Genomic DNA, 20820 nt, shown 5'->3' on the forward strand with positions numbered 1-20820 from the left:
TTTCACGTCGATGATGCCCAGGACACAGGAGTAACAGCATGACCCACTCCCCCAATCAAATTGCTCGACAGCTGTACGAGCAACTCTTCGACGAGCCTTTGCGCAAAGAGTTTTCAGCTCTCGGCAAGTACCTGAACGAAGAGGGTTCGGTGTGCGTTCTGGCGCAAAAAGGCGTGAGTGGGCTGGTGTCAGAGTACGGGATGAGCGTTCAGCAGGCTCGCGCTTTTCAAGAACGAATCAACGGTCTGGCGACGCAGGTTGTACGTCGGTTCATCGAGTACCGGCTGGCCGATGAAGAAGCACCGGTGCAAGCGTATGCAGGGCTCAACAGTGGTCCGAACTATTCACTGTTGTTCAAACCAAATTTCGAAGAAATGTGCCCACCCAGTGCAATTGAAGCGATTCATTCGCCCGCAGCTTATCTGGTGTGTTTGATGCATTGGGCGCTGTATCGGCTGGGGAGTGCGGATAATACGAAGTTACCCCTGACAGGACGGCGCCCCGACCTGGAGGCGCTGTCGGTTGACACTCTGACGGTCAATGGCACGGTGTCTTCGGTGGAGGTCATTACACGCGTAATGGAAACCTTCATCGAGAACATGAGCGGCACGACGCAGAACATAGACAAGGACTTGAGCGAACGCTTTTTCCCCAATGCATTGCCGTTTCACACCCCTTGGGAAACGCTCGATTATGTGACACGGCGATGCGACGAGTCGGTCGGCAGTGTCGTGCGCCTGTGTGATCCGTCGTTTCCGTATTTCATTCGCCCACTACCTTGGGGTGCCAAGTATGACAAGTCATTCATCCAGGCCGCGAGACTTAGTCCTGCGCAGCGGAAAATACTGACCGAGACGCCACGCGAACCGGGGGATTTTTATCAGCGCTACTTTGGGCTGCAGGCGCCGTTGGGAGGCGACCTCAGGCAAGTGAAAGTGTTCAACGAGCGAACGAAGCTGGACTATGAGCGCCTGGAAGCGTTGTTGTCGATTGAGGGATTTTCGATCGGTTTGTCTGAGAATGTGTCAGGCCCCGGTTCTGTGGATACATTTGTACTGCCTGTATCGGGGGTGCATGCCGGATCGGTCTTCATTCATAAGGGGCTCAATCCCCCTATATCCATTGTGTATGAAATCAGTGGGTCTGAGATTTTCAATTACTTCCGGAACCTTAGCCACGACCGTTTCGACCGCATAAACCGAAAACTGCGCCTGGACGCCTGGCTGCAATTACCCAGCCACGAAGTCGATGCAGTGATCGTCGCAGCCATGAACGCTGAAGAGAGATCGAACGCTGAAGATAAATCGGTTTCTGACCCAACGTACGAGATGACGGCCAACACCATTCGGACACTGGGTCTGTTCCAGGAATTACGCGAGCAGTTTGCCTGCACGTCCGAGGATTTTGCGGCGTTTGTCGGGGTAATCTCGATCTTCGGTCGGGGCACTGAAAAGGCTCAGTTCGATCGCATTTTCAACGAGGGCGGGAGTCTCCTGAACCCTTTCAAAATCGACGATGTCGGGTTTCCGATTATCCCGGTAACCAACGCGGACTGGGTCACGGTCCACCAGTTACGCAAGGGGCTGAGCATCGACCTGGAGACCTATTTCTGCCTTGCGTATTTTGTGGCCAATGCCCATGGAGTCTCAGAGCTTGCGCGCAGTTTGCCGATAGTTTCCAGTTTCTATCGAATGGCCAGGTTACCGCGCCTGCTGGGGATTACGCCCATCCAGGCCGTCCTGCTGCTTGCCATTCTCGGCGGCGAAGATTGGGTTACTCGGCTGGCCGGTGCCCCCCGGACTAACACTAATCGAAGTGAAACAACACCGGATGCACTCACTGTGATCCACGGCCTCATGGACTGTGTTCGTTGGTGTCGCGACGCCGAGTTGCCGGTGCATTGGGTCATCAAGCAGGTGACGCCCATCGTGGAGCCGGCACAACCGACAGACGCGCAACTTGGCTTGTTTACCCAATTGCAAGTCCAGCTCTTGCCCGTGTTGTTTACCGAGCAAGCACTGATCATGGTGGGTGTACCGACCCTGTCGAATAATCGCCAATGGCTGGACGTGTTGCGGGCGCTGGTGGATGAACACGGGCTGATCGTTCACTTCACCGAAACGCCGGAACAATCGTATGAGTCCTATGCCCGGGAAATGATCGATCGAGCCGTGGCAGCCGCTATTGGTGGTATCGACGACGACGCGCGACTGATCATCGTCGAGAAAATCCTCGCGGTGATGCTGCGCAGCGAGGCCGGCCAGCGCAATGTCGTGCAAGCAAGCCTGGGCGCGCATGCCGGGCTTACCTCGGAACGGGTCCTGCCAGTGCTGACATGGTCCGGTTCTACGGTGTACGGCGTACTGTCCGAGGTGCTTAATCGTTTGCCAGCCGCCGCAGGCAGTGCCACTCGCCGGCAGGCCGCCGAGGCGCCGGGCGATCCGTTCCTGAGTGTGCTGGCCGAGTTTTCGCGACGCAGTAACGTGGCCACGACGCTGCAACTGAGTGCGGGTTTTCTCGTGCATTTCACGCAGGTGGGTTACCAATGGTTCGGGTTGAAGACTGTGCAGGAATTCACCCTCTCGACCCTTTATTACCTCACGGTTTACAAGCGTGCGGTCAAGTTGACCGGTCAGCCGGAGGAAAAACTGCTCGATTACCTGAAACGCGTCAACGCTTTGCCCGACCCCCTTGCCGGCGACGGGAAAGAGTTGGTTAAGGAACGGGCGGCGAAAATGCTGGCGGAGCTTTTGGCCTGGAGTGTCCGGGAAGTGCGCGCCTGCGCGGTCCACGCGAATGAGTCCGAAGGTTTTATCCGCACATTGGTGCAGCTTGATGTGCTGACCCGTATTCGAGCGTTCGCGCAGCGAAGTGGACTGGACGCCGAAACCATTCTGGACGTGGCGAATGTGGGCCCGGATAGCGTCTTCGATGATTACGAATCCGTTGCGGATCGAGTCAGTGCCAATTTGTCCGAAAGCGCCGACCCGACTCTGGCCGATGACGTCGAAGCGATAGGTCAGGATGTGCACGTCACATGCGAGGTGTCCCCATCACAGTTGGTGGCGAACCATCCTACGCAATTCGCCACTTACACCGTGACGGTAAAAAACCGTGCGGACGTGGGGCAGGGATTCGTCAATGTTCATTGGCGCTGCGAGCTGGGTCGATTTGAGTCGCCAATGGTTACCACCAACAATGAGGGAGTCGCCACGGCGAGATTTTACCCCGGCCCGCTGATGGGCACGGCTGTTCCATCGTTGGAGCTGGACCTGGGCAAAAAACGCGTCGCGCCGGAAGTCGAGATCGGTCCGGATCGCGAGTCGCTGGACCTTGATACGGACAACCCTTTTCCGGAGCCTCCCGGCCCTGTGCTGCTCGGGACACTGGTTACCTTCAGAGCGACGGTGCTCGACCGGTATGGGAACCGCTTTGTGGGTGAGCAGGTGGCGTGGACAATTGAGCCCTTGCGTCAAATCCCCATCAATACTCTGACCAACAGCAAGGGTGTCGCTGAACTGACGTTCACCAGTGACGAAGAGGCGCAGGTGAAGGTCAAGGCTTTGGTGGGCGAAAACTCCCTCGTATTTCGAACCATCAAATTCGTTAAAGAACTTCCTTAACCCGGATGAGTTCGCTGGCTTGCGCCATGGCGAGGGGCAGGGCGAGCCGTGAAAACTTAACACTGACAGGATACGGTGATGGCCAAGCAATCGTTCGGTGAACTGGCGGCTTTGCGGCGCAATGCGTTGATTGACCTCTGTTTGAATGCGAAACATACCCAGGAAGAATTTCCTTTTCCGATGGGTCTGCAAACGGCTGATGATTTGTTCGCATGGTTACGCTCAGATCCTCTGGACAGCGAGCAGGTCAATACCTCTTGGGTGGCGGAAGCCGTGAGCTGCCTGCAGCAGTACATCCATGCGGTTTATCAAAAGCTCGAGCCGGGTTACAGCGACCGCAAATTTGACCCGGATGATCTGCAAGAGTGGGATATCGCCAGCAGCTACGGCCCCTGGTCGGCGAGCCAATTGCTCAAGTGCACACCGGAAGATTACATCACGCCTTTTGTGCGCATTCGCAAAAGCAGTTTGTTCAAGGCCCTTGAAGGTCATCTGAATCAGGCCCGCCTGACCGCAGACTCAGTGCAGCAAGGGGTGCAAGAGTACCTGCGCACCTTTGAGGAAACCTGCAACTTGAATGTTCTCACCTGTTATATGGACGGCTCCAACCCGCTGAAGAGCGATTACTACTTCGTTGGCAGGGAGCGTATCGAGCCCTATCGTTATTTTTGGCGCAAAGCCGCCATAGAGCTTGCCGCCAACTCTGTCGCGGTTAACCCCACGGCGTGGGGAGAGTGGCAGCAGGCGGACATCCCCACCGACGATAGCGTGCTGGACAGCCGACTGGTGTTCTGGGAAGGGCGTTTGTGCATGGTTTGGGCCGAATGGCGCACTGGGCTGTTTGACAGGTCTGCGGGCAGGGGTTTGCTCAAGCCTTATGAACTGGAAATCAAAGTGGCGTTTATTGCGTTGAATGGACGTTGGTCACCTCCCATCCGGTTGCACCTGTCTCAGTTGGACAAGGACGTATCAAAGGACTGTCGGTTGGTGGCGGTGGTCTTGCGAAATGAACAGGACACTCAATACCCTGAGGGCCGGTTGGCTGTGCATCTCACCAATGGTACGGCAGGCGCGACGGCGAAGTCGGACAGTTCCGTTGCGATCTACGAAACCCGTGATCCGCTGATGCGCAAACTGCCGGACGAAGGGCCTGTCATGGATTATCTGGCCAATGTGTTGTTTGCCGAGCCTCTCAGCGTACAGAAAAGGGTAGCACCAGGCGATTTTCCTTCTCTTTCCAGCTCCACCGCCACAGATGAATTCGCCGATTATCTTGGCATCAAGGCTTACATCGTTGCTGACGGTTCTGGCTACAAATTGCGTGTTCAGGGGCATTGTGCACTTAAGGAACCTGGCGAAACAGGGGCCGAGAAGGAATTCACGCTGAAGGTGGAATACTCGGGAGATAACGGATCTTCCATCACCGGAAGCTACTCCCTCAACGGAGGTTGGTCGACTCCATGGCTAGAAGTAAACAGGCCTTCGTTTGCAAATTTCACGATTACTTGCACACTAAAAAAAGGTGATGACGGGAAAACCGTTGTTTTGACGGTCCCTACTTCACTGCCTGCGCAGGGGCCCTTGCCAAGCATTCATAAACCCCTTGCAGGTGCGACGGATAAAGGCGCTCAGTTTCTGGCATTCAACCAACCGGACACAGTACTCGAGCTCAAGTACGTTCGGTTGAACACGCTGATCGGCGCCGACCTGGTGTTTCGCTCCAATGTATCAATGGGGGCAGTGCTCGACTGGTCGACCCAGTTCCCGAATGAGCCAACGCTTCCAGAATTGACTGAACCGAACGGCCCGTTCGACAGCAGCAACGGTGTGTATTTCTGGGAGCTGTTCTTCCATTTGCCGCACTTGGTGGCGTGTCGCTTGCGTGACGAGAATCGTTTTCTCGAGGCCCAGCAGTGGTTGCATTACCTGTTCGACCCTCAGGCGCCCGCCAAGGCGGTCGATGGCAGTATCGGTGCGCAGCTTGCTTACTGGCGATGCCGGCCGTTGGCGGTGAAACAGGCCAGGATCGAGTACGAAGCCTTTGCGCCAACCGACCCGGACGCGATTGCCTACTCGTCGCCCCGGCATTATCAAATCGTGATCTTCCTCGACTATGTGAACAACATCATTGCGTGGGGCGACTGGCTGTACCGCCAACTGACGCGCGACAGCCTTGTAGCGGCCAAGTTGCAATACGTGCGGGCCCTGAACTTGATGGGCCGAGTGTCTGACAGTCGAACCCGCTACGAATGGTCACCCCAAGCACTGAAGGATCTGGTGGCGGAGCTCGAAACCCGATCGGCACTGGCTGACTTTGAAAAAACACTGTCACTGGAGCCCGACCAGTTGCCCGTCACGACTGCCCAATTCGTGCATCCCGGGGTATACGGCACGACATCCTTCAAGTTGCCGGTGAGCTCGCGGTTGCTCGAGTCCTATGACCTGCCGGCCAAACGTATCTATAACCTGCGACATAACCTGACTATTGACGGCAAGGCTTTGTCGATGCCGTTGTTCACCGCTATGGACCCTGGAGCATTGTTGAACCATCTGGCGGCTGGCGGTACGGGAGCCGTACGACCGATGGGCGGCCAATTGCGGGTGCCGGCGTTTCGCTGGCGAGTATTGTTTGAAGTGGCAATGCGTTCGGTGCAATTGCTCCAGGAGTTTGGCAACGAGGTGCTCCGCTTGATCGAGCAACAGGATCGTGTCGAGCAGGAGGAAATGCAGCAGCGGCATCTGACCGAACTGGGCGATTTTGCCCGTCAGGTGCAAGAAGAATCCCTTGCCCAACAGCGCGCCAGCCTGATTGCATTGCAGCGCAGTCGGATAATGGTCGAGGAGCGTCAACTACATTTCAAACAGCTGTATGAGGGGGGGATCTCCGAAGACGAGTATGAAGTCATGACGTTGCTCGATGTGTCAATCGTTCTGGCGAGCGGCTCTACCGGATTCAGGACCGCAGCGAGCATCCTTGACGCGATTCCCAACATTTTTGGGGTTGCAAGCGGCGGCCATAGGCCGGGAGGTGTGCCCGAGGCTGTAGCTTTGGGCTTCCAGATTGCAGCAGATGGCGTACGCCATGCCGCCGATAAAATGGCGACGTCCGAAAGCTATCGTCGTCGCGAGCAGGAGTGGGAGCTGGCACGGGCCCAGGCCAGCGCCGAAATAAACGCGATCGATGCTCAAATCACTGCTCAGGAGCGAGCCATCGATTCGGCCCAGGCCAGTCTGGATCAAACCCTCAAGGCCAACGCTCAGGCGCTGAGCCTCTTCGATTTCCTGAAAAAACGGGCCACCAACCTGGAGCTGTATCGCTGGTTGATCGGCCAAATGAAGACCTTGCACTTTCAGGCCTACGACGCTGCTGTGGCGTTGTGCCTGAGCGCACAGGGGGCGCTCCAGGCAGAAACGTGTGAGTTCACGTCAAGCATCATCCGGCCAGATGTCTGGCTCGATCAGCGTCACGGTTTGACGGCCGGCTCCTCATTGCAGGCGGATCTGTTACGGATGGAGTCTGATTATCTGCGGCGCTATGAGCGACGCCAGGAACTGGTCAAGACAATCTCCCTGCGCCAGTTGTTCGATGACCCCACCAGCAGGCAAACGGGTTTTGAATCTTGGCTTGACGCGTTCGCTAATTTGAGAAAAGAAGGCATCCTGAATTTCGAGCTGCGCCAGTTACTGTTCGATCGTGACTACCCGGACCACTACTGTCGGCAGATCAGTTCCGTCGAAGTCACGCTGCCGGTGCTCAAATCCGCTTACGAGGATGCCAGGGCCACGCTGTTGCAGGTGGGCAGCTTCACGGCCACGCAACCGTCGTACGAATCGCTGGCGTACTTGCACGGTCCTCGCGACGGGGTAGCGCCTGCGGATGTGCTGATCAACTTGAGCAGCGGCCAGCAAGTCGCCTTGTCTGTCGGGCTGGACGACAACGGCATGGCTGTCTTCAAGCCCGATGAAGGCTTGCTCAATCCATTCGAGAACACCGGCGCGGTTTCCCGATGGAAACTGACTTTTCCCTGGCACTTGCGAACCCAGCAGGCCGCCATGCTGGCATCGATGACAGACATCGTGATCAAGGTCCGTTACACAGCCAAAGTAGGCGACGCTGCGTTTGCCAAAAAAGTCCAGGAGTGGGTAATCCAGGCCGATCCGAAGCTCGAGCCGGAGGTGGAGCCATCATGAAGACGCGGCCAAACAACACGAACAGTAACCTGGTGCTCAATGGGTATTTTGAAAAGTCCTACTATAACTGGGAGAGCCTCAACAACCCGGCCGGCTTCTCGGTGGAGGGAGCTACTTGGGAAGGAAATCCCATCAACTATGCGCAACTCAAGAACGAGGCATCGATTTTTCAAACGCTGGAAGTTGAAGTCGAGCCTGCAGAGGGCGCACGTTACCACCTCGGTTTCCTATACAAAAACACGCACAAGACAGCGCTGGGCAGAGTGCTGATCGGCAAAAAAGGTGCTGAGGATAAAGATAAGCTGAGCATCGACTTGCTCCCCACTGGAGGGGCCAGCGACGCGGATCCCTTGGAGCTCGATTTGCATCAAGGGGGGGCGTATGTGCCGCTTGAGTTAGACCTTCATAAGGGCGACGACCTTGACGTTACCCTGATCAGTCCGAAGAGAACGTCGAGCGACGCTTCCATTGCGGACATACGAATCACCCGCATTGAACTTCATGTTGAACTGCTGCCGCTGCAATTGCTGAAGTTGGTCAATGACACTCAGCGGATAGATCCTGACCAGGTGCTGTATCTGTGTCTGGGAGCTACACAGGAACAACGTCATGAATTGAGTTTTGAAGTCCATTCCGACAGCGATTGGGTGGACACCGACACTGCCTTATGGGCCGATGACAACCCGCAGGAAGCGATGATTACATCGCCTGAATTGGGGATCAACCAGCGGATCGAATTGCCATGGTTGCTTGATTGTCCTGAGCTGGAGGGGGAGGCCCCTTATCTGTTCGAATTAAATATCTACAGCAAGTACACCGCCGATCCTTATCCGATTGCGGTATCGCTGGGGCACCATCGGTTGAAGTTGAACGTACTCAAGCGTGCCACTTTTTGGCCGGTTCTGGAATATGGCCAGACAGTGCCGCTGGAGGTCCAGGTGTTGTCGCACTACACCGGCAAGCCGGTTTCGGGTGTGAAGGTTACCTGGCGCCTGGGTGAAGACGATCTGCATGTCGCCCTCTCCGATGGCGAGGGGAAAGCGGTTTTCGACTACACACCCGACAGTGATGGGTTACAGATAATTAAAGTATCGGTGCCGAGTCCTTACTACCAAGACCTTGCAGTCCAGGAATTGCTTGAAGTCCGTGTACTGAAGGACGATCCATTGAAGACGGTGCAGGTCCAGTTTGAGGGTGGCGAAGCCGCTGTCTGGGGCGAAAAAACCGGCTATCCCGACCGTGGCACGACCTACCCGGTTACCTTGATCATTCCAGCGGATAGCCCGTTATCAGACACTCAGATTGCCGTGGAATGGCGCGAGGGTGGGTACGGACCTGAAGACCTGGAGATTACTTCAGTGCCTGACTTTGGCGAGCCGAGGGATGTCACGGGCACCGAACTTGAATGGACGCTTGAATGCGGCGATGTGCTTGACGCGCCATTCGGTCTGTTTCTCTCAAGTCCAATGCTCTTGCACGACTCGCGTGATAATGCAATGTCGCTGGCATACAACAACCTCAAGATTGGCGAAGTGCGGGAGGCCAACAAGTCACCGGCGGTGGATGAAGGCGATAGCGTGTACTGCATGGTGCAGGTACTGACACTTAACAATAAACCGGCACTCAATGTTCAGGTGGAGTGGATCTGGCCCCATGGCAGCTTCACCACTTACACCGGCATCGATGGCTGGTCCAGTGCCTTCGATAAACCGGCTGAGGCTGACCCGTACGAGATGGTGGCACATATCAAAGTACGGGAAGATGCCACCCCTCTGATGCGTCCATTCCCGATCGTTGCGTTGACCACCAGCGAGTGGAAAGACGACATTGATTTCTTTTTTGATACCAAGCCTATCGTGAGCCAAGGGGCGGGCATTTTGTGCTGGCGCGGCAAACCCCATACCTTTGGTATTGCCCCGAAACGCTCGGACAGCCCGTTCATTGGCCAAATGATTACCCTGAATTGGCGGAAGGGCGTCGACCCGGACCTGGGTCTGGTTTTCGAACCACCCCTGGGGAGTCCTGTTTTACTGACCAACGAGGGTTTGCAATGGACAATCAGATCCGGCAACGAACGTAGCGGCATTTTTGAGCTGGAGGTTGAAAGCGCCTATTTGCAGCGCAAGCGGGAACTGACAGGCCGTTTGATGGCTGAGAATTTCGATGATGAAGTGACGCTGGTGTTTGATCAAATGCCTTCGCCGATCGGTCGCAGCCCTCTATATCCTTGCATCGGTGCGATTCACCTGTTGACCCTGTTACCCAATGCATTCAGTCCGTTGCAGGGGATTGAAATGTTTTGGAGTTCAATCACTGAGCCATTGCCGCAAAAGATAGAGATTACTCCAAACACTCAAACGCCCGCACTTGTCACGGCAGGCGGCGTGCGATACGCGTTTGACTGTTCAAAAAGTTCGGGAAAGGCACATTTCAAGCTTCAGTTCCATCCGTACTCGATTTCTTCCTATGAGTCTTCTGAGCAGCTTTACCAGCTGGATCACAACAAACTCAAGGTGGGTGCTGTGCGTCACGCAGCAATTGACCCCGTGTTGAGTAAAGGTGAGCACGCCTGGCTAGAGGTTCAGTTCCTGTCATGGTTCACCGGCTTGCCGGCTTCGGGAATGCCTGTGCAGTGGCGCGATTCGACATCCCGACAAATGCAGTCCGAGACTGATGCGGATGGATGGGCTGGTCATGACTATGACGCGAAGGTGCCTGGATTAAATCGTGTCGACGCGCGGGTCGTGAATCCATATGACGGCACTTTCGCCAATGAGATCTGTGAGGTCTTTGCTCTGGATCACGATCCCTGGCTGGACCTTGACGTTCAGTCGGAGGACAACTCTACCGTTCGTAAATGGGCAGAGACGACGTTCTTCCCCCGACGAAACAGTCAGTTCGATTTTGTTGTATCGGCGAACGCGGACAGCTATTTGCATGGTCAGCACCTGGCCCTTGGACTGACGGGAACCGGGCCAAGTGAACTGGCTTTGACAATGAGCCCGGTCACGTTCGGGCAATGGCGGCCGTTGCAGGATGAACTGCCCTTCACGCTGATTGCCGGTGACGAGAAGGACGGAGGCTTTTCCTTCCGGCTCGCAGCCTCGCGACTGCTGGCGCTGTCGCCTCTTAATGCGGTGTCACTGGGGGGCAGTTCGAGAGTCATAAAAATGTCCGCCATCAACAGCCGTTTCGAGTTTATTGACTGGGGCTCAGAGTTTGAGGCACAGGTGATGATTGTATCTGCTTTGTCAGGCAAGCCGATGGTTGGAATTGCCGTTGTCTGGGAAGGTTCGGAGCTGGAGCCGGTGTCTGTCAGGACCAATTTTTATGGAGTGGCGAAAATTCGCTTTACTCCAACCACTCCGGGAGCGGGCGAACTGACCGCGACGGTGGGCGAGGAACTTCACTCGGTGTCGGTTTCTTTGCCGTATTTCTTGAACCATCCACGGGAAATACAGGCGCTTTCCAGTCCGAATCCAATTGCTCCCATAGGGACTCTGGTTTCAGCGGTCGTTACTGTAGTTTCGGCCATGACAGGTGAGCCTTTGCAAGATGTTGAGGTGATGTGGGATTACCCAATCATCACACTTCTTCCGTCGCGCACGGATGACAAAGGGATCGCCCGGGTGTCGTTCAGGTTGCCAGGTGTAAGACGGGGGCGTTTAGCCGCTACCGTGCGGGGTGGATATGGTGGTTGGGATGCAAAGCATATTGTATTTGAGTTGGTTCCAACTTCTTCCACGAGTAAAGGGGAAGTTTGATAGTTGCCAGGAGATTTTCGAACCACCGTACAATAATGATGAGGCAGTTTGGTTGGCTACAATTATTTATGACAATAACGGGTGATGCTGAATATCCAAGCATTAAGGCTGCTGCGACGAGAGCAGGTGCCGAAGGGAATGCCCGGGTACCACGTGATTAACACTTCTAGAGTGAAGTTGGCGTTTTAATGTGAGCAGCGGGCATAAAAATCATTGTTAGTAAAGCGTGGATAAGAACAGACGCCGGCTATCAGTAGGGTTGTGCGGGCTGTCGTGCCGGTTGTGGATATCGAACAGGAGGTTATCCAGTGAGCACTGAATCTAAACAAATCAATTTTTCTACCTGGTATCAGGAATTCATGCCGTACGTAAATGGCCAGAGGATAAGGTGGGACGACCTGGATCTGAAATTATTTGCAGGAGGAGTTTGCGAGCTGAAGCTGGACTATGAATACAGTTGGCTGATTGGCGATCCGGATGCCCAGATTGCGCTGGAGTACCAACCTGGCAACGAGGGACAAGGCCTGGTTTTTGACCCACCTTTGGGGCAGTTGGTTGAAATGGCGGAAGGAACCACTTCTTTAAGTTGGACTATCAAAGCGACTGCGGCGTCTAGCGGATCTTTTACATTGCAATTTGCCATGCCTCAACTTGTTGAAGTGCCGAAGTCACCGCCGGTGCCGGGCGCAATATTAGATTTTGCGCAGGAGTTGGAGGCTAAGTTCGACGAGTTTCCGGTGCCCTTCGGAGCGAATGCCTATCCCTGCCATGGGGCAAAGCACACGTTTACGGTACTGCCAAAACCTGGCAGCCAATGGCTGAACAAAAAAATCAGGCTGTTAATGCGTGGGGAAAATCTCGGCGTGGTGGTCAGCCCGTCACTGGAGAGCGAGCAGTTGCTGACGCCGGAAGGGGTGATGTGGGAACTGGATTGTCTGGGCACTACCCAGAAGGGAAGTTTTTCCTTGCAAGTGATGTTGGTGGAGTTTGAGGGAAATATTCCGCGATTGAATATGTTGTTGGCACATAATTTAGTAACGGCTGAACATTGGATAACTGGGCCACATTGGGCCTTTCCAGATTTGGAGTATTATTTGTGGCATGTTCGTGCCACCTCCGTATTTTTGAAGACCCTTGCACCTGGCGTTGCAACAATGTACGAAAATGGCACTCCGTCTAATTCCGTTACTGGTAAGAATGGTGAGGACAGTTCACGTGTTAGCTGTTTGAAGATTATCAATCGATACGACGGAAGTGTTGTCTGAATTCGCTTGTTGTTTCACTGAATAAATTGCCTTGCACGCAGTTATCTGGTTTTAGGGTGACGCGCAACACTATAGTTTAAACGGGGCGAATCCAAAAGCGCCGACGCTCAATCACTATGATGGAAGCCGGTTGTGGATATCGAACGGGAGGTTACCCAGTGAGCACTGAATCTAAACAAATCCATTTTTCTACCTGGCATCAGGAATTCATGCCATACGTAAATGGCCAGAGGGTAAGGTGGGATGACCTAGATCTGGAATTATTAGCAGGAGAAGTTTGCGAGCTGAAACTGGACTATGAATACAGTTGGTTGATTGGCGATCCGGATGCCCATATTGCGCTGGAGTATCAACCTGGCAAAGAGGGACAAGGCCTGGTTTTTGACCCACCTTTGGGGCAGTTGGCTGAAATGGCGAAGGGAACCACTTCTTTGAGTTGGACTATCAAAGCGGATGGGGCAGTTTGCGGATCTTTTGTATTGCAATTTGCCATACCTAAAATTGTTGAAATGTCGAAGTCACCGCCGGTAAATTTTGGAATGTCAAATTGGGAGCAGGAACTGGAGATCAAGTTCGACGAATTTTCGGTGTCGTTCGGAGCGAGTGTCTATCCCTGCCATGGTGCACAGCACACGCTCACGGTACTGCCTAACCCTTGCAGCTGGTTGCTGAACAAAAAGATCAGGCTGTTAATGGGTGGGGAAAATCTCGGCGTGGTGGTCAAACCTTCATTGGCAAACGAGCAGTTGCTGACGCAGGAAGGGGCGACGTGGGAACTGAATTGTCTGAACACTACCCAGAATGGAAGTTTTTCTTTGCAGGTGATGTTGGAGTCTGGGGAAAAGACATCGCCATTAACAATGTCGTTGGCGCATAACTTGGTGACTGCTCAACATTGGAGCGAGCCAGCCGAGAGTTTTCCAGGATACCCGCGAACATTGCATGGAATTCGTTCGTCCTCCTCGTTTTTGAAAGTGCCAGTAAGTGGCGTTCCAGTCAGCCAACAAGTGGGCAGCGATACTTCTCGCAGCAGCACTGACGTAAACGGTGAGGTTACGGTAAATGTGGACGCGGATGTTTATGTCAAAATGTGGATCGTCAACCGGTACGACGAAAGCGTTGTTTGATTTTCGTTTCTGAGTTCTCGCAATCAATGCCTTTTATCGATGAAAAAAGGCATTGAATGCGAGCCGTTATTAGCCTCCGGCCTTCTTCCATTCCAAATACTTCGTTACTAATGCCGCCCCCAACTCCCCGGGCCGAGCATCCGCCACCGACACTCCATGAGCACTCAACCGATCATGGAGTTCGGCCCGTTCATTCAAGTAATCCACAGTCCCGCAATAGGCCAGCGCTTCGGGCAAGGTTTTCACGGGGTCGTGGTGTAACCGGTCGAGGATGTCTTCGCGCAAACTGGCCACCAGTACCCGATGCTGCTTGCCCAGACGTTTGACGGCGTTGAGCAGTTCTTCATCATCTTCATCCCGCAAGTTAGTCACCAGCACCACCAACGCCCGGCGTTTTTGTCGGGCCAGCAGTTGGTTGGCGGCGGCCTGATAATCGGCTGGGCGCTGGGTGCTGTTGAGGTCATAGACAGCGTTGAGCAAGACCTTGAGTTGCTCGGTGCCTTTGACCGGCGCAAGGTAATGCGGTCGGTCACTGGCGAAGGTGCTCAGGCCTACCGCATCGCCTTGGCGCAGGGCGACGTAGCTGAGCAGCAGGCAGGCATTGAGGGCATGGTCGAAGTGCGACAGTTCATCATCCTGGCTGCGCATCCGGCGGCCGCAATCGAGCATGAAGATGATCTGCTGGTCGCGCTCGTCCTGATATTCGCGGGCAATTGGAGTGCGCTGGCGGGCGGTGGCTTTCCAGTCGATCTGGCGCAGGCTGTCGCCCTCGCGAAATTCACGCAGTTGATGAAATTCCAGACCCAGGCCGCGACGCTGGCGTTGGCGTACGCCGAGTTGGCTGAGCCAGTTGTCCACCGCCAATAATTGGCCGCCGTAGAGGCGGGCGAAGTCGGGGTAGACGCGGGTGTTATCGGTCACGTTGAGCAGGCGTTTGTCAGACCACAGGCCCAATGGGCTCGGCAGGTTGATTTCGCAGTGTTCGAAGGTGAAATGACCGCGTTTTAGCGGGCGTAGCCGATAGCCGATCTGGCTGTGCTGGCCGGGTTGCAGTTCGACCGACAGGGGCAGGTTTTCGAAGCTCAGGCCGTGCGGCACATGGTCGAAAATCTGTATGTTCAGTGGTTGGGCAAAATCATGCTCGACCTCCAGTCGCACTTCACCCCATCGACCGAGTGCAAGGCTGCCGGGCATTTGTCGGTGGAGTCGGGGCGAGGGCAGTCGTTTGAGACGGACGGCGTCGAGTATCGCCAGGGCCAGCAGTGCCAATAACAATCCCCAGTGGATCGACAACAGGCTTGATGGAACCTCGATGTCCAATGCCCGCAATGTGCCCAGCACGATGCCGATGGCCAGCAACACTGTGAGCCAGATCAGCAGCAGGCGCGAGGGTTTCACAGGCGTGGCGCCGGCACTTGATCGAGCAGTTGCTTGAGCACTTGATCGACCTCCAGCCCTTCGATGTCCAGCTCCGGGGCAATGCGCACCCGGTGGCGCAGTACCGACAGTGCGCAGCCCTTGATGTCATCGGGTATCACAAAATCGCCGCCACGCAACAAGGCGCGGGCGCGGGCGCAACGTACCAGCGCGATGGACGCCCGAGGCCCGGCGCCGAGGGTCAAGCCCGGCCATGTGCGGGTGGTGCGGGCCAGGCGCACGGCGTAATCGAGCACCTGATCGTCCAGCGGCAAGTCGCTGGCGATGCGCTGCAAAGCCAGCACATCCTTGGCTTGCAGGACGGTGCGCAACGGCTGCACATCGAGCATGTCGGCGCGGGTCGAGCGGCTGACCTGGCGCACCATGTTCAGCTCCTGATCGGCATCGGGGTAGTCCATGCGCACCTTGAGCATGAAGCGATCGAGCTCGGCTTCCGGCAATGGGTAAGTGCCTTCCTGTTCGATGGGGTTTTGCGTGGCGAGCACCATGAACGGTTGCGCGATCGGCAGGGCGCGACCTTCGAGGGTGACCTGGCGTTCCTGCATGGCTTCGAGCAACGCCGCCTGGGTTTTCGCCGGGGCGCGATTGATCTCGTCGGCCAGCAAAAGGTTGGTGAACAACGGCCCTTTGCGCAGTTTGAATTGCTCGGTTTGCAGGTCGTACACCGCATGCCCGGTGACATCGCTGGGCATCAGGTCCGGGGTGAACTGGATGCGCGCGAATTCACCGCCGAAGCAGCGGGCGAGGGCGCGTACCAGCAACGTCTTGCCCAACCCCGGCACGCCTTCGAGCAGCACATGGCCGCCAGCGATCAGGGCGGTGAGCACATCGTCGATCACGCTGTTCTGGCCGATCACGGCTTTTTGCAGTTCAGTTCTTACCGCCTGGGCCAACTGGCTGGCGCGCTGGCGTTGCTGCGCAGCGTGGTTCAGTGTGCCGGGCTCGATCTCACTCATAAGGCATTCCTCAAGGTTTGCAGGTGGGCGACCTGACGGCTGAATTCAGCGCTGGACAGCCGCTGCTTCGGTCGCGGGCTCATGGCCTGGCTGATAGCGCGTGTGGGTTGGCCGGTCAGGCGTGCGAGCACCAGCCATTGTTCGGCAACGCCGAGTTTTTCAAAACCGGGATGACGGCGCCGCACACGACGCAAGATGTCGTGCTGCAAGGCGTGCAACAGGTGCTGCTGACCGTTGCGGCGCAACATGAAATCGGCGCTGGCGCGCAGGTGTTCCTGAAGTTGACGGCGGGCCCTGGGGGCAGGTTCCAGCAGCGGACCCTGGCGCACGCCGACGTGCCAGAAGCCAAGGCCGATCAGGGCAAAAAGGGCGACCAGTGCTTGAGGGAAATAGCGCAGGAGCAAGGTCAGCAGACTGTCGTGATCGGTGTTGAACAGCAGGGTCACGTTCGTGTCCGCGGTCAGGTACCAGAGCAGCCAGGCGTTGTCGTACTGGTCTATGGTCGGGGTTTTCCACAGGTCGGCGTCGGTGACCACGATGATCGAACCGAGCCCGTGATTGAGCTGCATCATGTGCGTGGCCTTGCCGCTGTTGGCCCAGGCCTGGGCGAGATTTTTCGGGTCTTCGAGATGGAACGCGGTATCGAAACCGGCGTAGGCCGGCGCGTTTTCGTCTTCCAGATACAACTTGGTCAGCTTGGGGTAAGGATCGTCGTCGATAGCGGGCGGCGGGTCCTTGAGGTCTTTGCTCAGCGACTGGTGCAGCTGCACCCGGTCGAGCAACAGGTCGTTGCTTTGGCCTGTCTGTTCATCCCACAGCGACTGGGCAACAAACAAAAGTCGCCCGCCGGCCCGGGTCCAGTTCAACAGCTGATCGACCTGGCGCGGAGTCATGTTGTCGCGGTCTCCGAGCAATAACAGGCTGTGCTGATGCGGCTCCAGGGTGGGCAGAATGTCGAGGCTGTTGGCGTGGTTCACCGACAAGCCCTGTTTGCGCAGGAAATGCTCGGCGGCGAGATAGGGGTTGGCTTGGGCTTCGGGCGAGGGGCCGTGATCGATGTCTGCCTGATAGGGCGTCGCCTTGACGTACAGATAAACACTCAGCGCGATCAATAGCACGGCGATGAACACGCCGATCGCCAGCCCGCGTTGCCGGTTCAACGCGACGCTCCCGGGCCGAACAGGGCTCGCCAGCCGTCACAGAGTTCCTGTTGCAAATGCGCGGGAGGCAGGCGATGCCCGTAGGCCATGTTCTGCCAGTGCCCGGTCAGGCTTTTACTGAAGGCCAGCAAGGCAGGTTGGTGCAGGTGCTCGATGCGCTCCAGGACCTGGCCTTCGGTGTCGGCGGGTTTGAGCAACAGGTTGAAGTCGTGCAGCAAATGGCTGAGCAGACCGCGATAGAGCAATCCGAGGGCCTCGCGAGGGTGGGTTTGCCAGAGGCGTTCGGCGCTGGCGGCGATGTCGGCGGGCAGGGTTTCGCGGTTGAGGTCCAGGCCGAAAGCCTGTTGCGGTAACGGCCGCGTGACTTTGCTGTTCAAGGCCGGTCGACGCCTGACGAAGGCTTGCATCCAGTCACGGTAATGCCAGATCAATAAACCGATGGCACCGATCACGACACCCCACAACACCACTTCAATCAGGGTGGCCGCTGCGCCGAAGCGTTGGTTGTCCAGAAGCTTGAGCAGCGCCTCCAGCCATTCGGTTGTTGGTTCATCGTCCGCCTTGTCGGTGGCGGGTTGGTCCTCGCCAAAACGATAGCGCGTGACCGATTCCTTATTCTTGAACGGAGGCTGATCAAGGATCGCCTTGATGCTGTCCCGGGAGGCCTGACTGGTCAGTGGCTGGTCCAGCAGACGCGGGGTGTCGGGTGAAATGACTGGCTCGGCGGCCCACACGGTTTGTGCTGTCGGCAGCAACAGGAATGCTGCCAGCAGCAGGGGGACGGCGGCGCTGCTCAAGCGTTGGCGCATGCGGCGGAACACCAACTCGATATCCCAGGCCTCCAGCACCGTGCGCCGGTTCAGATAAAGGCTGAAGCCGCAGGCGACATACACCGGTTCCCAGACAATCAGCACCAGTGCGTAAAAGGCGTTGGTCAGGTGTTCCAGCCATCGCCAGTCCTGTGTGGCGGCGGTGATCAAGGTCTGCCAGCTCCAGTCGAGTTCGACCTGTTGCGGCAAGAACATGTAGAACAGCACCATCAGGCCGATCCACAGCGCGGTTTCCAGATGTACGCCGATGATCGTCAGCCAGCGCGCGGCACCGGCGTTACGCTGCAACAGCACCTGCAAGCGCTGTTGTCGTGGCTCACCACTGAGACCTTCGAGTTGCACCACCGGCATCAGGAAACTGCGACTCAGGCTCAGGCGTCGCCAGGTCAGGCTCACCAACAGTTGCGGTTGGAGCAGCCGTGGAAATTGGCGCAACGCCTGCTTTAGCGTGGGCGTTTCGCCGAACATGGCTTTGGACAGGATGTACAGCGGCAGGCGGTCGAACGCCGGTTTCAGCCACCAGAAAATGAACACGGCGAGGGAGGGCGAATCCCACAGCGCCCAGCTGAGCAGGGCGAACACCGGCAAGGTCACGATGGCCCAACTGGTCATTAGCAGACGCCGGTGTCGCTGGCTCAGCAGGACGCCCAGGTCCATGGCTTCCCAGGTGGTGCGCGGGCGGATGACAGCTGTGGCGTCACTCAGGCGCATGGCGGGTCCGTCCGGCAAACAGCAGATAAACCGCCACCAACAACCAGAGTGCTGCACCGACCAGGTATTTGGTCATGGGTGCGACCCCGATCGTGGATGACCAGTAAGCTTCGATAAACGCCGCAATCAGCAGAAACAGCATGACCCCGCAAATCAGCAGCACGCTCTTGCGTGCCGCCAATCGCAGGGCTTCGGAGCGGGGCAGGCGTCCCGGCGCGATCAAGGCCCAACCCAGTTGCAGGCCGGCGGCACCGGCCAGTGCGATGGCACTCAGTTCGAAGGCGCCGTGGCCAACCACGAATGACCAGAAGGTCTGCCCGTAGCCGATGTGCGTCAGGTGCCCGGCCACCGCACCAATCATCAAACCGTTGAAGAACAGGAAAAACGCGCTGCCCAGGCCAAACAGCAAACCGCTGGCGAAGGTCTGAAAGGCGATGCCGATGTTGTGCATGATGTAGTAACCGAACATCACCCAGTCTTCGCTGGCCGCCCGTTCTGCCGAACGCCCCAGGTGACCGGCCTCGGGGTCGTACATGCCTTGCATCTCGCTGACCTGATCGGCCGGGATCAGGTTGTAGACCAGGTCCGGGAACAGATACACCAGCAACGCGAAGCCAATCAGGCTGCCAAAAAACATCAGGCTGGCGGCGAGCACGAAACGCCACTGTTCGCGCACCAGTCGCGGGAAGTCAGCCAGGATGAAGCCCAGCACGTTGGCCCCCAGTCGACTGCGATGGCGATAAAGCTGTTGATGCCCGCGCAGCACTTGTTGCTGTAGTGAATCGATGAGGAAGCTGCTGTAACCCCGTTCCTGGGCCAGCGCCAGATGTTGGCAGAGACGACGATAATCGCTGGGGAAACCGGCGACTCGCTGTGCTTGCTTGCCTTGCTCCAGTTGTTCAAGCACGAGGGCAAATTGTTCCCATTCGGCCTTGTGGCGACTTTCGAAAAGGCTTTGCTTCATGTCGGGCCCAACAAGCCGCGGGCGATGCCATTGAGTTCGTCCACGGCCCCTGGTGCCGACACCTGCAACGGGTGCGAGAGTATCGCCGCCAGCTCTTTGACCCGTGCTGCAGAGAGTTCACCCTGGCGCTCGGCAAACCCGAGGATGGCGCGTTGTTCGGTCAGCGTCAGCGCAAAGGCCGGACGCCGGGGCTGGACGGCGGGCAGTTGTGGTCGGGCGAGCGGTTGTTCGCGGTAGATCACCAGCGTGCCGGCGGTCAGATCGCCGAGGCGCTTGAAGGTGGGATGTTGCAGGCAACTGATGGCGCCGAGGAAATAGCCGAACGGCAGCATGTCGACAAATCGCAGCAGGTTGCGCAGCAACGAAGCAGACCAGCCGATCGGTGTGCCATCGTCCTGCACCACCCGCAGGCCCATCCATTGCTTGCCTGGCGAACGACCTTGATTGAGCACTTCGAACAGCACCATGTACCACCAGCTCACCACGAACAACAGAATCGAGCCGAGCCCGGCACCGAGTTTTCCGAGGAACGCCAGGACAATGAACAGCAGGCCGACGATCAACCCGCGCAGCCCGAGATCGATGGCGAACGCCAGCGCACGAACCATCAACCCGGCCGGGCGCAGTGGCAGGTCGATGCCTTCCGGCGTTTCGACTTGATACCGCGTATCCAGTGGCGGGGCCAGCGTCGCTTTCCTTGGCAGTGCTGTGGTCTCGAGCATGGGCAACCTTGATGTGGCCTGTTCGGGATTCGATGTCCGTCCGATGCTAGCAGCCTCTCGGGGGGAAACG

Annotated in this window: 11 protein-coding genes; 5 read left to right on the forward strand and 6 right to left on the reverse strand. The window is 56.8% G+C overall.

All coding sequences use genetic code 11. From position 1 onward, the window contains the following. Window positions 1-38 precede the first annotated feature (38 nt). From KW848_RS28795 to KW848_RS28815, 5 genes are all read left to right on the forward strand, one after another. A complete protein-coding gene (locus tag KW848_RS28795) occupies window positions 39-3623 on the forward strand; it encodes a Tc toxin subunit A (RefSeq protein ID WP_218538828.1) in 3585 nt (1194 codons plus the stop codon). 78 nt (window positions 3624-3701) lie between these two features. Then, a complete protein-coding gene (locus tag KW848_RS28800; protein ID WP_218538829.1) occupies window positions 3702-7814 on the forward strand; it encodes a neuraminidase-like domain-containing protein in 4113 nt (1370 codons plus the stop codon). Further along, a complete protein-coding gene (locus KW848_RS28805; RefSeq protein ID WP_218538830.1) occupies window positions 7811-11578 on the forward strand; it encodes an Ig-like domain-containing protein in 3768 nt (1255 codons plus the stop codon). The genes KW848_RS28800 and KW848_RS28805 overlap by 4 nt, the downstream gene beginning before the upstream one ends. A gap of 308 nt (window positions 11579-11886) precedes the next feature. Then, window positions 11887-12843, forward strand: a complete 957-nt coding sequence (locus tag KW848_RS28810; protein WP_218538831.1) for a hypothetical protein — start codon at window positions 11887-11889, stop codon at window positions 12841-12843. A 158-nt stretch (window positions 12844-13001) separates the two neighbouring features. Next, window positions 13002-13970, forward strand: a complete 969-nt coding sequence (locus tag KW848_RS28815; protein ID WP_218538832.1) for a hypothetical protein — start codon at window positions 13002-13004, stop codon at window positions 13968-13970. A 69-nt stretch (window positions 13971-14039) separates the two neighbouring features. Here the strand turns inward: KW848_RS28815 and KW848_RS28820 are convergent, their stop codons facing one another. The 6 genes from KW848_RS28820 to KW848_RS28845 are packed head-to-tail and all read right to left on the reverse strand — an operon-like array spanning window position 14040 to window position 20750. Then, complete coding sequence (locus KW848_RS28820; protein WP_218538833.1) at window positions 14040-15368, reverse strand: DUF58 domain-containing protein; 1329 nt, start codon at window positions 15366-15368, stop codon at window positions 14040-14042. Next, a complete protein-coding gene (locus tag KW848_RS28825) occupies window positions 15365-16363 on the reverse strand; it encodes a MoxR family ATPase (protein ID WP_218538834.1) in 999 nt (332 codons plus the stop codon). Before KW848_RS28825 ends, KW848_RS28820 begins: the two co-directional genes overlap by 4 nt. Continuing rightward, the gene (locus KW848_RS28830; RefSeq protein WP_218538835.1) at window positions 16360-17523 is read right to left on the reverse strand and encodes a DUF4350 domain-containing protein; all 1164 of its coding nucleotides are present in this window, start codon (window positions 17521-17523) and stop codon (window positions 16360-16362) included. Before KW848_RS28830 ends, KW848_RS28825 begins: the two co-directional genes overlap by 4 nt. Next, a complete protein-coding gene (locus KW848_RS28835; protein WP_218538836.1) occupies window positions 17520-19064 on the reverse strand; it encodes a DUF4129 domain-containing protein in 1545 nt (514 codons plus the stop codon). The genes KW848_RS28830 and KW848_RS28835 overlap by 4 nt, the downstream gene beginning before the upstream one ends. Further along, window positions 19051-20028, reverse strand: coding sequence for a stage II sporulation protein M (locus KW848_RS28840; RefSeq protein ID WP_218538837.1), 978 nt, complete (start codon window positions 20026-20028; stop codon window positions 19051-19053). Before KW848_RS28840 ends, KW848_RS28835 begins: the two co-directional genes overlap by 14 nt. Further along, entirely contained in the window at window positions 20025-20750 is a 726-nt protein-coding gene (locus KW848_RS28845; protein WP_218538838.1) for an RDD family protein, read from the reverse strand. The genes KW848_RS28840 and KW848_RS28845 overlap by 4 nt, the downstream gene beginning before the upstream one ends. Window positions 20751-20820 lie beyond the last annotated feature (70 nt).

This window comes from Pseudomonas sp. PDM25 (assembly GCF_019219045.1).
In the GTDB taxonomy this organism is placed as follows: Bacteria; Pseudomonadota; Gammaproteobacteria; order Pseudomonadales; family Pseudomonadaceae; genus Aquipseudomonas.

Bases quoted from the DNA above. Each gene is read 5' to 3' on its own strand.
- KW848_RS28800 (WP_218538829.1), top strand. From the start codon at position 3,702: ATGGCCAAGCAATCGTTCGGTGAACTGGCGGCTTTGCGGCGCAATGCG.
- KW848_RS28840 (WP_218538837.1), bottom strand. From the start codon at position 20,028: ATGAAGCAAAGCCTTTTCGAAAGTCGCCACAAGGCCGAATGGGAACAA.
- KW848_RS28835 (WP_218538836.1), bottom strand. From the start codon at position 19,064: ATGCGCCTGAGTGACGCCACAGCTGTCATCCGCCCGCGCACCACCTGG.
- KW848_RS28805 (WP_218538830.1), top strand. From the start codon at position 7,811: ATGAAGACGCGGCCAAACAACACGAACAGTAACCTGGTGCTCAATGGG.
- KW848_RS28845 (WP_218538838.1), bottom strand. From the start codon at position 20,750: ATGCTCGAGACCACAGCACTGCCAAGGAAAGCGACGCTGGCCCCGCCA.
- KW848_RS28795 (WP_218538828.1), top strand. From the start codon at position 39: ATGACCCACTCCCCCAATCAAATTGCTCGACAGCTGTACGAGCAACTC.
- KW848_RS28825 (WP_218538834.1), bottom strand. From the start codon at position 16,363: ATGAGTGAGATCGAGCCCGGCACACTGAACCACGCTGCGCAGCAACGC.